The organism is Burkholderia sp. L-4 (assembly GCF_056856535.1).
This window is the reverse complement of record NZ_JBXEOX010000001.1, coordinates 766,344-779,040: the sequence shown is the minus strand read 5'-3', so window position 1 is coordinate 779,040 and position 12,697 is coordinate 766,344. Positions and strand designations below refer to the sequence as shown.

The 12,697-nt window shown below is 68.8% G+C and carries 12 protein-coding genes; 7 read left to right on the top strand and 5 right to left on the bottom strand.

Features of this window, described 5'->3' with window-relative positions; genetic code table 11:
• Positions 1 to 236: 236 nt before the first annotated feature.
• Positions 237 to 1,310: a 3-deoxy-7-phosphoheptulonate synthase AroG gene (gene aroG / locus AC1VVG_RS03675; protein WP_034187157.1), complete on the top strand. Its 1,074-nt coding sequence runs from the start codon at positions 237 to 239 to the stop codon at positions 1,308 to 1,310.
• A 247-nt stretch (positions 1,311 to 1,557) separates the two neighbouring features.
• On the opposite strand, the gene hmpA is transcribed toward aroG, so the two are convergent.
• Both hmpA and AC1VVG_RS03665 read right to left on the bottom strand, forming a co-directional pair.
• Positions 1,558 to 2,766 carry an NO-inducible flavohemoprotein gene (gene hmpA / locus AC1VVG_RS03670; RefSeq protein ID WP_226227337.1) on the bottom strand — a complete coding sequence of 403 codons (1,209 nt, stop codon included), beginning with the start codon at positions 2,764 to 2,766 and terminating at the stop codon, positions 1,558 to 1,560.
• A 95-nt stretch (positions 2,767 to 2,861) separates the two neighbouring features.
• Entirely contained in the window at positions 2,862 to 3,413 is a 552-nt protein-coding gene (locus AC1VVG_RS03665; RefSeq protein WP_034187155.1) for a cob(I)yrinic acid a,c-diamide adenosyltransferase, read from the bottom strand.
• Between the two features lie 136 nt (positions 3,414 to 3,549).
• On the opposite strand from AC1VVG_RS03665, the gene AC1VVG_RS03660 reads away from it, so the two are divergent.
• The 6 genes from AC1VVG_RS03660 (at position 3,550) to proC (ending at position 10,686) form a co-directional block, all read left to right on the top strand.
• Positions 3,550 to 4,959 carry an FAD-binding oxidoreductase gene (locus AC1VVG_RS03660; RefSeq protein ID WP_482835259.1) on the top strand — a complete coding sequence of 470 codons (1,410 nt, stop codon included), beginning with the start codon at positions 3,550 to 3,552 and terminating at the stop codon, positions 4,957 to 4,959.
• 41 nt (positions 4,960 to 5,000) lie between these two features.
• Entirely contained in the window at positions 5,001 to 6,494 is a 1,494-nt protein-coding gene (locus AC1VVG_RS03655) for an FAD-linked oxidase C-terminal domain-containing protein (RefSeq protein WP_034187153.1), read from the top strand.
• A 185-nt stretch (positions 6,495 to 6,679) separates the two neighbouring features.
• Entirely contained in the window at positions 6,680 to 7,768 is a 1,089-nt protein-coding gene (gene glcE, locus AC1VVG_RS03650; RefSeq protein WP_482835258.1) for a glycolate oxidase subunit GlcE, read from the top strand.
• Between the two features lie 7 nt (positions 7,769 to 7,775).
• Positions 7,776 to 9,002: a glycolate oxidase subunit GlcF gene (gene glcF / locus AC1VVG_RS03645; RefSeq protein WP_034187151.1), complete on the top strand. Its 1,227-nt coding sequence runs from the start codon at positions 7,776 to 7,778 to the stop codon at positions 9,000 to 9,002.
• Positions 9,003 to 9,122: 120 nt separating this feature from the next.
• Positions 9,123 to 9,821, top strand: a complete 699-nt coding sequence (locus AC1VVG_RS03640) for a YggS family pyridoxal phosphate-dependent enzyme (protein WP_034187443.1) — start codon at positions 9,123 to 9,125, stop codon at positions 9,819 to 9,821.
• Positions 9,822 to 9,873: 52 nt separating this feature from the next.
• Entirely contained in the window at positions 9,874 to 10,686 is an 813-nt protein-coding gene (proC, locus tag AC1VVG_RS03635; RefSeq protein WP_069706516.1) for a pyrroline-5-carboxylate reductase, read from the top strand.
• Positions 10,687 to 10,776: 90 nt separating this feature from the next.
• On the opposite strand, the gene ubiA is transcribed toward proC, so the two are convergent.
• The 3 genes from ubiA to AC1VVG_RS03620 form a co-directional block, all read right to left on the bottom strand.
• Positions 10,777 to 11,640 carry a 4-hydroxybenzoate octaprenyltransferase gene (ubiA, locus tag AC1VVG_RS03630; protein ID WP_124607863.1) on the bottom strand — a complete coding sequence of 288 codons (864 nt, stop codon included), beginning with the start codon at positions 11,638 to 11,640 and terminating at the stop codon, positions 10,777 to 10,779.
• A 190-nt stretch (positions 11,641 to 11,830) separates the two neighbouring features.
• On the bottom strand, positions 11,831 to 12,319 hold the full coding sequence (dpsA, locus tag AC1VVG_RS03625) for a non-specific DNA-binding protein DpsA (protein WP_124669287.1): 489 nt from the start codon (positions 12,317 to 12,319) through the stop codon (positions 11,831 to 11,833).
• A 120-nt stretch (positions 12,320 to 12,439) separates the two neighbouring features.
• On the bottom strand, positions 12,440 to 12,601 hold the full coding sequence (locus AC1VVG_RS03620; RefSeq protein ID WP_167361864.1) for a hypothetical protein: 162 nt from the start codon (positions 12,599 to 12,601) through the stop codon (positions 12,440 to 12,442).
• Positions 12,602 to 12,697 lie beyond the last annotated feature (96 nt).

Sequence of the window (12,697 nt, the reverse complement as noted above, 5' to 3'; positions counted from 1 at the left end):
TACTTTTTTTGGTATCTCAGACCGCTGGCGGATCGAGAGGGTTGATGGCGCGTAAAGCGCAACCGAAATTCCCGAAAAAACCGCCGGCGAACCCGGCGGTTTTTTTTCGCCCTTCGCCACCCGGTCGCCGCCGCAGCGGTCCCACGGCCCCCGACCGAAATCACTGAATCGCTTGAATTGATGAATCCGCCGCACGCCCACTGATCGAACGGCGCCCGGAACCTAGGAGAAACAGCATGCCCCCGCACAATACCGACGACGTCCGCATTCGCGAACTCAAGGAACTGACGCCGCCCGCCCACCTGATCCGCGAATTCGCGTGCTCCGAAGCCGCGTCCGAGCTGATCTACAACTCGCGCCAGTCGATGCACCGCATCCTGCACGGCATGGACGACCGGCTGATCGTCGTCATCGGGCCGTGCTCGATCCATGACACGAAGGCGGCGATCGAATACGCGGGCCGGCTCGTGAAGGAGCGCGAGCGCTTCAAGGGCGAACTGGAAGTCGTGATGCGCGTGTACTTCGAGAAGCCGCGCACGACGGTCGGCTGGAAGGGGCTCATCAACGATCCGCACCTCGACAACAGCTTCAAGATCAACGAAGGGCTGCGCACCGCGCGCGAGCTGCTGCTGCAGATCAACGAGATGGGGCTGCCGGCCGCGACCGAATACCTCGACATGATCAGCCCGCAGTACATCGCCGACCTGATCTCGTGGGGCGCGATCGGCGCGCGCACGACCGAGTCGCAGGTGCACCGCGAGCTCGCGTCCGGGCTGTCGTGCCCAGTCGGCTTCAAGAACGGCACCGACGGCAACGTGAAGATCGCGGTCGACGCGATCAAGGCCGCGTCGCAACCGCACCATTTCCTGTCGGTGACGAAGGGCGGCCACTCGGCGATCGTGTCGACGGCCGGCAACGAGGACTGCCACGTGATCCTGCGCGGCGGCAAGACGCCGAACTACGACGCGGACAGCGTGAACGCCGCCTGCGCGGACATCGGCAAGGCCGGCCTCGCCGCACGCCTGATGATCGACGCGAGCCACGCGAACAGCTCGAAGAAGCACGAGAACCAGATCCCCGTCTGCGCGGACATCGGCCGCCAGATCGCGGCCGGCGACGCGCGCATCGTCGGGGTGATGATCGAGTCGCACCTCGTCGAGGGCCGGCAGGACCTGAAGGAAGGCTGCGCGCTGACCTACGGCCAGAGCATCACCGACGCATGCATCGCGTGGGACGACAGCGTGAAGGTACTCGAAGGCCTCGCGGAATCGGTCAAGGCACGCCGCGTCGCGCGCGGCAGCGGCAACTGACGGACGCGAACCGGCTGGCCGTATGGCCCGCCCGGCGACGGCACTGCCGAATTGTCCGGACCATGCCGATGCGTTTGACCGCGTGACCGTCGCGCAAGCCCGAAGGCATGCGACCGGTCAGCGCCGATGCCGAAGTGTGGCGCGATCACGCGACGCCGAAGCGCCACGCACGACGCCGTGCCCGCCCCCCAATCAAAGCCCGGCTCGCGCCGGGCTTTTTCATGAAACGCAGGTCTCGCGCGCGGCCTCACTCGAGCGCGCCCGACCCGAAGATCTCGGTATGGATGCGTTCCGGCGCGACGCCGAGCGCGATCAGCGCATCGCGTTGCGCCTTCATGAATGCGATCGGGCCGCAAACGTAGTAGTCGGCATCCGGCACCAGCGCGTATTGCTGCACGCGCTCCGGCGTCAAGCGCCCTTCGAGGTCGTGATCGACCCCGGCCCGGTCTTGCAGGCCAACCCGTTCGTACAGCACCGTGCGCTTGACGTTCGCGTGCGTGCGCACCGTCTCGTTCAGCCAGTCGCGGAACGCGTGCACCGCGCCCGAGCGGCACGCGTGGACGAACCGCACTTCACGCGGGCTGCGTTCCTCGACCAGCGTCGACGCCATCGACACCATCGGCGTCAGGCCGACACCGCCGGAGATCAGCACGACCGGCGTCGCGACGCCGCGCTTCAGCGAAAATTCGCCCATCGGCGCGGTCACCTCGACGATCGCGCCCTCTTCCACGCCTTCGTGCATCAGCGTCGACACCTTGCCGGCCGGGATCGCTTCCGGCCGGCCGGCCTCGCGCTTCACCGAGATGCGCAGCCACTTGCCGTGCGGCGCGTCGGACAGGCTGTACTGGCGCGGCTGATCGACGCCGAGTTCGCCGACGAAACGCTTCACCGTGACGTACTGGCCCGGCTCGAAGGCCGGCGCCGCGCCGCCGTCGGCGGGCATCAGGTGGAACGACGTGATCTCGTCGCTCTCGCGCACCTTGCGCGCGACCTTGAACGGGCGGAAGCCGCTCCACGCGGCACCCGCATACAGATCGGCCTCGGCGCCGATCAGGATCCGCGCGAGCTGGCCGTACGCGACGCGCCACGCCTCGAGCGTCTCGGCGTCGACCGCGTCGCCGAGTACCTCGACGATCGACGCGAGCAGGTTCTCGCCGACGATCGGGTAATGCTCGGGGCGGATGTTCAGGCTTGCGTGCTTGTGCGCGATGTGCGACACCGCGCCGCCCAGCGCACCGAGATTGTCGATGTTCGCGGCGTACGCATAAACGGCCTTCGCGAGCGTTTCCGGCTGGCTGCCGGTCTTCTGGTGCGTCTGGTTGAACAGGTTCTTCAGTTCCGGATGGCGCGCGAACATGCGCTGGTAGAAGTGCTTCGTGATCGTCGCGCCGTGAACGGCGAGGACAGGGGCAGTGGCCTTCACGCGAGCCATCTGGTCAGCGGTGATGTGGGTCATGTTCGTTCTCCGTTAAACATGCACACACAATACATCTTTAAAAATACACGCTCCCTCTGGCAAATTGTCGCAGTGCGCAACAACCCGACCGCGCGTCAGCGGACGCGCCCGCGCTCCCACAGCACGTCCGTCCCGCCGCCGGCGCGGTTCAGCACGCGCGCCAGCACGAACAGCAGGTCGGACAGCCGGTTCACGTAGCGCCGCGGCGCATCGTTGAGCGTGTCGTGGCGGCCGAGCGCGACGATCGAGCGCTCGGCACGGCGGCACACCGTCCGGCACACGTGCGCGAGCGACGCCGCGCGCGAACCGGCCGGCAGGATGAATTCCTTCAGCGGCGGCAACGTCGCGTTGTAGTCGGCGAGCCACTGGTCGAGGCGCGCGAGATGCGTGTCGTCGAGCACCGCGTGGCCGGGAATGCACAGCTCGCCGCCGAGATCGAACAGGTCGTGCTGGATCGTGACGAGCGCGGTGCGCACGTCGTCCGGCAGCGTCTCGGCGAGCAGCACGCCGAGGTTCGAATTCAGTTCGTCGACGTCGCCGATCGCCGCGATCCGCGCGTCGTCCTTGCCGATGCGCCGTCCGTCGCCGAGACCGGTGGTGCCGTCGTCGCCGGTGCGCGTGGCGATCTTGCTCAAGCGGTTGCCCATGCGAATGTCCTCTCGTACGCGGCCGTGATGCGGCCCGGTTGGCTGGAACGCGATTATCGCAGCCCGCGGCGGCAGGCGCAGCGGGTGTTACGGCGTAGAATGGGCCGAAAGTTCGACAAGCCGTCAGGAGACGTTCGTGAATCACCCTGCCCCGCCGGCCGCCGCGCGCCGCCCGCTGCCCCCCGCCATGCTCGATGCGCTGCGCGCCGCCTTCGGCGAGCGCGTGTCAACCGCCGACGCGGTTCGCGCGCACCACGGCCGCGACGAATCGCCGTTCGATCCGCAACTGCCCGACGCCGTCGTGTTCGCTCACAGCACCGACGACGTGCGCGAAGTCGTGTCGCTGTGCGCGCTGCACAGCGTGCCGCTGATCCCGTACGGCGCCGGCTCGTCGCTCGAGGGCCACCTGCTCGCGGTGCGCGGCGGCGTGTCGCTCGACCTGTCGGAAATGAACCGCGTGCTGTCGATCAACGCCGAAGACCTGACCGTGACGGTCGAGCCGGGCATCACGCGCAAGGCGCTCAACGACGCGCTGCGCGACACCGGCCTGTTCTTCCCGATCGATCCGGGCGCCGACGCCAGCATCGGCGGAATGACCGCGACCCGCGCATCGGGCACCAACGCCGTACGCTACGGCACGATGCGCGAGAACGTGCTCGGCCTGACCGCGGTGCTCGCCGACGGCCGCGTGGTGAAAACCGGCTCGCGCGCGCGCAAGTCGTCGGCCGGCTACGACCTCACGCGCCTGTTCGTCGGCTCCGAAGGCACGCTCGGCGTGATCACCGAGATCACGCTGCGCCTGCACCCGCTGCCGGAAGCCGTGTCGGCCGCGATCTGCACGTTCCCGACGATGGGCGACGCGGTGCGCACCGTGATCGAGACGATCCAGATCGGCGTGCCGATCGCGCGCGTCGAATTCGTCGATGCGCTCGCCGTGCGCTCGATCAACCGCCATTCGAACCTGACGCTCACCGAAGCGCCGACGCTGTTCTTCGAATTCCACGGCACCGAGGCCGGCGTGAAGGAGCAGGCCGAACTCGTGCAGGCGCTCGCCGGCCAGAACCACGGCCAGGGCTTCGAATGGGCGACACGCCCCGAAGACCGCAGCCGGCTCTGGGCCGCGCGCCACAACGCGTACTTCGCGATGCTGCAGCTGAAGCCGGGCTGCCGCGCGGTGACGACCGACGTGTGCGTGCCGATCTCGCAGCTCGCCGCGTGTGTCGAGGAAACCGAAGTCGACCTGCGTGCGTCGTCGCTGCCCTGCCCGATCGTCGGCCACGTCGGCGACGGCAATTTCCACGTCGCGATCCTGATCGATCCCGACAAGCCCGAGGAGCTCGCCGAAGCCGAACACATCAACGACCGGATCGTCGAGCGCGCGCTGCGCCTCGGCGGCACCTGCACGGGCGAGCACGGCGTCGGGCTGCACAAGATGCGTTTCCTGCCGAAGGAGCACGGCGACAACGCGATCGACACGATGCGCGCGATCAAGCTCGCGCTCGACCCGCGCAACCTGATGAATCCGGGCAAGATTTTCACGTGCTGACACGGCGGCGCGACCGCGCGCCGCCCGCTGCAGGAGACCTCATGAACGCCCCCGTCGAACTGTCGAGCGCTGCCCGCGCGCAGCGCCAGCGCGAAGTCGTGCAGGCGCTGATGGCCGTGCTGCCGACGCACTGCCTGCTGTATCGCGACGAAGACACCGCACCGTACGAATGCGACGGCCTGTCCGCGTACCGCCGCCTGCCGCTCGCGGTCGCGCTGCCGGAAACGGAATCGCAGGTCCAGCGGATCGTGCAGATCTGCCGCCGCATGGAAGTGCCGATCGTGCCGCGCGGCGCCGGCACGAGCCTGTCGGGCGGCGCGCTGCCGATCGCGCTCGGCGTCGTGCTGTCGCTCGCGCGCTTCACGCGCATCGTCGAAGTCGATCCGTACGCGCGCACGGCGACCGTGCAGCCCGGCGTGCGCAACCTCGCGATCTCGGAAGCCGCCGCGCCGTACGGCCTGTATTACGCACCCGATCCGTCGTCGCAGATCGCGTGCACGATCGGCGGCAACGTCGCGGAAAACTCGGGCGGCGTCCACTGCCTGAAATACGGGCTGACCGTGCACAACGTGATGCGCGTGCGCGCGGTGACGATCGACGGCGAAATCGTCGAATTCGGCTCGCTCGCGCTCGACATGCCGGGTCTCGACCTGCTCGCCGTGATGATCGGCAGCGAGGGGATGTTCGCGATCGTCACCGAGGTGACGGTGCGCCTGATTCCGAAACCGCAGACCGCGCAGCTCGTGATGGCGAGCTTCGACGACGTCGTCAAGGGCGGCGAGGCCGTCGCGGCGATCATCGCGTCGGGCATCATCCCGGCCGGGCTCGAGATGATGGACAAGCCGGCCACGCAGGCCGTCGAGGCGTTCACGCACGCGGGCTACGACCTCGACGCGAAGGCGATCCTGCTGTGCGAATCGGACGGCACGCCGGAGGAAGTCGCCGAGGAGATCGTGCGGATGACGGCCGTGCTGCGCGAACACGGCGCGACGCGCATCCAGGTGTCCCGCAACGAACAGGAGCGGCTGCGCTACTGGTCGGGCCGCAAGAATGCGTTTCCGGCCGCCGGCCGCATTTCCGCGGATTATTACTGCATGGACGGCACCGTGCCGCGCCGTGCGATCGGCCCGCTGCTCGCGCGCATCGAACAGCTCGAAACGCGCTACGGGCTGCGCTGCATCAACGTGTTCCATGCGGGCGACGGCAACATGCATCCGCTGATCCTGTACAACGCGAACGATCCGGACGAGCTGCACCGCGCCGAGCAGTTCGGCGCGGAAATCCTCGAATGCTGCGTGGAATTCGGCGGCAGCGTGACGGGCGAGCACGGCGTCGGCATCGAGAAGCTCAATTCGATGTGCGTGCAGTTCTCGCCGCAGGAGCGCGACGCGTTCTTCGCGGTCAAGCGCGCATTCGATCCGGCCGGCCTGCTGAACCCGGACAAGGGCATCCCGACCCGCGCGCGCTGCGCCGAGTACGGCCGCCAGCACGTGCGCGGCGGGCTGTTGCCGCACCCCGACCTGCCACGCTTCTGAGCGGCGCGCGCGGGTCGCGGCCCGTGCCCGCGGCCCGGCCGCGGCGGCCGGCCGTGCCCGCGCGGCCCGTTCGCGCGGCGACGCGGGCATGCGATCCGCGATACGGGGCTTAGGGATAGTCGCGATGTGGAATCGCGCCACCCCGGTACAATCGACCGAACAACAAGTCGAGGCAGCAACAGAACATGGAAGAGGACGACATCGTCGCCGAATGGGCCGAGCGTATCCGCGCGGCCAGTGCCGACGGCCGGCCGCTGCGGATTCGCGGCGGCGGCACCAAGGACTGGTACGGCCAGGCGCTCGAGGGCGAAATACTCGACACGCGCGCGTTTCAGGGCATCGTGTCGTACGACCCGGCAGAGCTCGTCGTCACGGTCCGCGCGGGCACGCCGCTCGCGCAGCTCGAAACCGTCCTCGCCGAGCGCGGCCAGATGCTGCCGTTCGAGCCGCCGCACTTCGGCCGCGCGGCCACCGTCGGCGGCTGCGTCGCCACCGGCCTCGCGGGCCCGCGCCGCGCCACCTGCGGCGCACCGCGCGATTTCGTGCTCGGCGTCACGCTGATGAACGGCCGCGGCGAAATGCTGCGCTTCGGCGGCCAAGTGGTGAAGAACGTCGCCGGCTACGACGTGTCGCGCCTGATGGCCGGCGCGCTCGGCACGCTCGGGCTGATGCTCGACCTGTCGATCAAGGTGCTGCCGATGCCCGTCGCCGAGGTCACGCTGAAGTTCGAGATGACCGCGACCGACGCGGTGCGCAAGCTCAACGAATGGGGCGGCCACCCGCTGCCCGTCAGTGCGAGCGCCTGGCGCAACGGCACGCTGGTGCTGCGCCTGTCGGGCGCCGAGGCGGCCGTGAAATCGGCGAAGACGCTGCTCGGCGGCGAAGTCGTCGACGCGGTCGAAGCCGAGCGCTTCTGGGCCGGCCTGCGCGAGCATACCGACCCGTTCTTCAACGGCATCCCACCGGGCTACGCGCTGTGGCGCCTCGCGCTGCCGTCGATCACCGAGCCGATGCACCTGCCCGGCACCCAGCTGATGGAATGGGGCGGCGCGCAGCGCTGGTGGATCACCGACGCCGACGCGCAGACCGTCCGCATGAGCGCGAAGCAGGCCGGCGGCCACGCGACGCTGTTCCGCGCGGGCGACGCGTACGACCGCAGCGCGGGGGTGTTCACGCCGCTTCCCGCTCCGATGATGAAAATCCACCGCGGGCTGAAGGCCGCCTTCGATCCCGCGCGCATCTTCAACCGCGGCCGGCTCTACCCCGACCTCTGAGGGCTCGATGCAAACGAACCTCGCCGATTTCATCCGCAACACGCCCGACGGCGACGAGGCCGACGCGATCCTGCGCAAGTGCGTGCACTGCGGGTTCTGCACCGCGACCTGCCCGACCTACCAGCTCCTCGGCGACGAACTCGACGGCCCGCGCGGACGCATCTACCTGATCAAGCAGATGGTCGAAGGCGCGCCCGTCACGCGCAGCACGCAGCAGCACCTCGACCGCTGCCTCACGTGCCGCAGCTGCGAGACGACCTGCCCGTCCGGCGTCCAGTACGGCCGGCTCGTCGAGATCGGCCGCAAGCACGTCGAGGCGCAGGTGCAGCGCCCGGCGCAGCAGCGGCTCGTGCGCCGCATGCTCGCGAGCCTCGTGCCGAATGCCGCGCTGTTCTCGCCCGTGATGCGGCTCGGCCAGCATGTGCGGCCGCTGCTGCCGAAGCGGCTGCGCGACAAGGTGCCGCCGCGCACGCGGCTGCTCGAATGGCCGCACCGCACGCATCCGCGCAAGATGCTGATGCTCGGCGGCTGCGTGCAGCCGTCGATGCTGCCGAACATCAACATCGCGACCGCGCGCGTGCTCGATGCGCTCGGCATCGAGACGGTCGTCGCGCCCGACGCGGGCTGCTGCGGCGCGATCCGCCTGCACCTGAACTATCACGACGAAGCGCTCGACGACGCGCGCCGCAACATCGACGCGTGGTGGCCGCACGTCGAACAGGGCGCCGAGGCGATCGTGATGAACGCATCGGGCTGCGGCGCGACGGTGCTCGAATACGCGCACCTGCTGCGCGACGATCCGGCTTACGCGGAGAAGGCGCAGCGCATCGTGTCGCTGACGCGCGACATCTCCGACGTGCTGCTCGCATTCGAGGCCGAACTCGCGACGCTCGCGCGGCGCCGCGCGGTCCATACGGTCGCGTACCACCCGCCGTGCACGCTGCAGCACGGCCAGCAGTCGCGCGGCAAGGTCGAGCGGCTGCTCGAGACGCTCGGCATCGACGTGCGGCTACCGGCCGACAGTCATCTGTGCTGCGGCTCGGCCGGCACCTATTCGCTGACGCAGCCGTCGCTGTCGTACCGGTTGCGCAAGCAGAAGCTGCTGAAACTGCAGGCGCTCGAACCGCAGATGATCGTGTCCGGCAACATCGGCTGCATCGCGCACCTGCAGAGCGGCACGCAGATTCCGGTCACCCACTGGGTCCAGCTCGTCGAGCATTTGCTGTACGGCTGACGTGACGCGCCGCCGCGGCCGGCGTCCGCGCGCGGCGTCCGTATAATGAGCGGATCGATGCGCCGCGTGTCGCGGCGCATCGGCTTCATGCCCGCTTTCGTGCCTGCTTTCGCGCCCGTCATGTCCGATCTCGCCGCCCGTCTCGAATCCGTTCACCGCCGCATCGCCGACGCCGCCCGCGCGGCCGGCCGCGATCCCGCCACCATCTCGCTGCTCGCCGTGTCGAAGACGTTTCCCGCCGACGACGTGCGCGCCGCGCACGCGGCCGGGCAACGTGCATTCGGCGAAAACTACGTGCAGGAATCGATCGACAAGATCGATGCGCTCGCCGACCTGCGCGCGTCGCTCGAATGGCATTTCATCGGGCCGCTGCAATCGAACAAGACGCGCCCCGTCGCCGAACGCTTCGACTGGGTCCATTCGGTCGACCGCCTGAAGATCGCGCAGCGCCTGTCGGAACAGCGCCCCGCGCACCTGCCGCCGCTCAACGTGTGCGTGCAGGTGAACATCAGCGGCGAGGCGTCGAAGAGCGGTGTCGCGCCGGCCGACGTGGCCGAGGTCGCGCGCGCGGTCGCCGCGCTGCCGTCGCTGCGGCTGCGCGGCCTGATGGCGATTCCCGAACCGGCCGGCGACACCGACGCGCAACGCGTGCCGCACCGCGCGCTGCGCGCGCTGTTCGACACGTTGCGCGCCGACGGCCTGCCGCTCGACACGCTGTCGATGGGCATGTCCGCCGACCTCGACGCGGCCGTGCTCGAAGGTGCGACGATCGTACGCGTCGGCACCGCGATCTTCGGCGCGCGCGATTATTCGCACTGAACGCCACGCCCTTTTCCGCCTTTCCGTTCACTCACTCGCTCATTCGGACATCATGAAAATCGCATTCATCGGCGGCGGCAACATGGCCGCGGCCCTGATCGGCGGCCTGATCAAGCGCGGCGTCGCCGCCGACGGCCTGTATGCCATCGACGTCAACGAGGACGTCCGCGCGCGTGCCGCGCAGCAATTCGGCATCCGCACCGGCGCGGCCGTCGACGCGACGCTCGCCGGCTACGACGCGATCGTGCTCGCGGTGAAGCCGCAGGTGCTGAAGGACGTCGCGCAGGCGCTCGCGCCGCACCTGACGTCGCAGCTCGTGATCAGCATCGCGGCCGGCATCCGCGGCACGGATCTCGCGCGCTGGCTCGGCGACTACCCGCGCGTCGTGCGCACGATGCCGAACACGCCCGCGCTGGTCGGCATGGGCGTGACGGGCCTCGCCGCGCTGCCCGCGGTCGACGCGGCGGCCCGCGAACTCGCGTCGAACGTGCTCGGCGCGGTCGGCGAGATCGTGTGGTTCGACGACGAGTCGCAACTCGACGCCGTCACGGCCATTTCGGGCAGCGGCCCCGCGTACGTGTTTTATTTCATCGAAGCGCTGCAGGAAGCCGCGCGCCGCCTCGGCATGAACGACGAACAGGGCCGCGCGCTCGCGGTCGCGACGTTTACGGGCGCCGCGCAACTGGCCGCGCAATCGGGCGAACCGGCGAGCGTGCTGCGCGAGCGCGTGACGTCGAAGGGCGGCACGACGGCCGCCGCGCTCGCGGCATTCGACGCGCAGGGCGTGAAGGAAGCGATCGTGCGCGGCGCGCTGGCGGCGGAAGCGCGTGCGAAGGAAATGGGCGACGAACTCGGCCGCGCGTAAGCGCGGGAGCGCTTGCCGGATTACCGGCGCCCGATGTAAAAAAAGCGACCGTCAGGTCGCTTTTTCATTGGCGGCGCGCGGCTTCGTCGTTCAGTTGCCGGCCAGCAGGTAATGCGCGGCGATGCCCACGAACAGCACGCCGCCGAGCCAGTTGTTGTGCCGGAATGCCGCGAAGCACGGCATCCGTTCGCGATCCTTGATCAGCGTGTAGTGATACAGCGCGCAGCCGGCCGCGGCGGCCCAGCCGGCCCAGTACACGAGACCGAAGCCAAGCGTCACGCCGACCCACACGTAGATGCCGAGCGTCGCCGCGTAGCACGCCATCACGGCCGCGACGTCGAAGCGGCCGAACGTCAGCGCGGACGTGCGGATGCCGATCTTGATGTCGTCGTCGCGATCGACCATCGCGTACTCGGTGTCGTATGCGACCGACCAGAAGATGTTCGCGACCAGCATCACCCACGCGATCGCCGGCACCGTGTCCTGCACGGCCGCGAACGCCATCGGGATGCCGAAGCCGAACGCGATGCCGAGATACGCCTGCGGAATCGCGAAGAAACGCTTCATGAACGGATACGAGCCCGCGACGAACAGCGCGACGACGGACAGTTCCTTAGTCAGCGTATTGAGCGGCAGGATCAGCAGGAACGCGACGAACGACAGCCCAACCGCGATCGCGACGGCTTCCCACGCGTGGATCTTGCCCGACGTCAGCGGCCGGTCGGCCGTGCGCTTCACGTGACGGTCGAAATCGCGGTCGGCGTAGTCGTTCATCGCGCAGCCGGCCGAGCGCATCAGCAGCGTGCCGAGCACGAAGATCACGAGCAGCGGCCAGCGCGGATGGCCGTCCGACGCGATCCACAGCGCGTTGAGCGTCGGCCACAGCAGCAGCAGGCTGCCGATCGGCTTGTCCATCCGGACGAGCCGCAGATACAGCGGAAAACGGGCAAGCATGGCGAAGCACCGGGAAGATAACCCCGGCATTTTAGAGCCGAGCGGCGCTCCGCGTCATGTCGGGAGCGGCCCGCAGACGGCTACCGGCGGGCGCGCACACGCCGCCCAGGCCCGCTGCGCGCGGCTGTGCCGCATCGCGCGTCAATCAAGGGACAGAGTCGACCTCATCGCGGATCGGGCCGCACCGCGCTTACGCGAGCAGCGACCGCAGCATCCACGCGGTCTTTTCATGCGTCTGCAGGCGCTGCGTCAGCAGGTCGGCGGTCGGCTCGTCGCTGGCCGCGTCGGCGATCGGGAAGATGTCGCGCGCGGTGCGCACGACCGCCTCGTGCCCTTCGACGAGCTGGCGGATCATCTCCTCGGCGGCCGGTACGCCCTTCGCGTCGGGCACCGACGACAGTTTCGCGAACTCGGCGAACGTGCCCGGCGCGACGACGCCGAGCGTGCGAATGCGCTCCGCGACGGAATCGACCGCGAGCCATAGCTCGTTGTACTGCTCCTCGAACATCAGGTGCAGCGTGTTGAACATCGGCCCGGTCACGTTCCAGTGGAAATTGTGGGTCTTCAGGTACAGCGAGAACGTATCGGCGAGCAGGCGCGACAGGCCGTCCGCGATCTTCTTGCGGTCCTTGTCGCTGATGCCGATGTTGATCGGCGTGGCGTTGCCTTTCCTGGCCATCTTCGGGACTCCTCGTTCGAAATGTTGAACCGGTGAAAATGCGTCGAGCAATCCGCATGCCGCGTCGCACGGCATCCGTTCGCGACTCGCACGTCTGGCGTCGCGAAACCGTCGCTGCCGTCAACCGCCGGCGACCGGCGCGAGCGCGTGCAGCGCCTGCGAGACCAGTTCCGCCGCCCCGCCGATGACGATCGCGAAGCCGACGACGTAGCGCGCCAGTTCGACCGGCGATCGCAGAACGGGCGACGCCGCCGCACGCATGTTGAGCATCATTTGCGTCATGGTCGTTACTCCCTTGACAAGACATCGTTCCGAGAAGAAACGGCCGGTCGTTCGACCGGCCGTTCCGCGTTACTGCGTCACTGCATGACCGCATGA

Bases quoted from the DNA above. Each gene is read 5' to 3' on its own strand.
- ubiA (WP_124607863.1), bottom strand. From the start codon at position 11,640: ATGCTTGCCCGTTTTCCGCTGTATCTGCGGCTCGTCCGGATGGACAAG.
- proC (WP_069706516.1), top strand. From the start codon at position 9,874: ATGAAAATCGCATTCATCGGCGGCGGCAACATGGCCGCGGCCCTGATC.
- dpsA (WP_124669287.1), bottom strand. From the start codon at position 12,319: ATGGCCAGGAAAGGCAACGCCACGCCGATCAACATCGGCATCAGCGAC.
- glcE (WP_482835258.1), top strand. From the start codon at position 6,680: ATGGAAGAGGACGACATCGTCGCCGAATGGGCCGAGCGTATCCGCGCG.
- AC1VVG_RS03620 (WP_167361864.1), bottom strand. From the start codon at position 12,601: ATGACGCAAATGATGCTCAACATGCGTGCGGCGGCGTCGCCCGTTCTG.
- glcF (WP_034187151.1), top strand. From the start codon at position 7,776: ATGCAAACGAACCTCGCCGATTTCATCCGCAACACGCCCGACGGCGAC.
- aroG (WP_034187157.1), top strand. From the start codon at position 237: ATGCCCCCGCACAATACCGACGACGTCCGCATTCGCGAACTCAAGGAA.
- AC1VVG_RS03655 (WP_034187153.1), top strand. From the start codon at position 5,001: ATGAACGCCCCCGTCGAACTGTCGAGCGCTGCCCGCGCGCAGCGCCAG.
- AC1VVG_RS03640 (WP_034187443.1), top strand. From the start codon at position 9,123: ATGTCCGATCTCGCCGCCCGTCTCGAATCCGTTCACCGCCGCATCGCC.
- AC1VVG_RS03665 (WP_034187155.1), bottom strand. From the start codon at position 3,413: ATGGGCAACCGCTTGAGCAAGATCGCCACGCGCACCGGCGACGACGGC.
- hmpA (WP_226227337.1), bottom strand. From the start codon at position 2,766: ATGACCCACATCACCGCTGACCAGATGGCTCGCGTGAAGGCCACTGCC.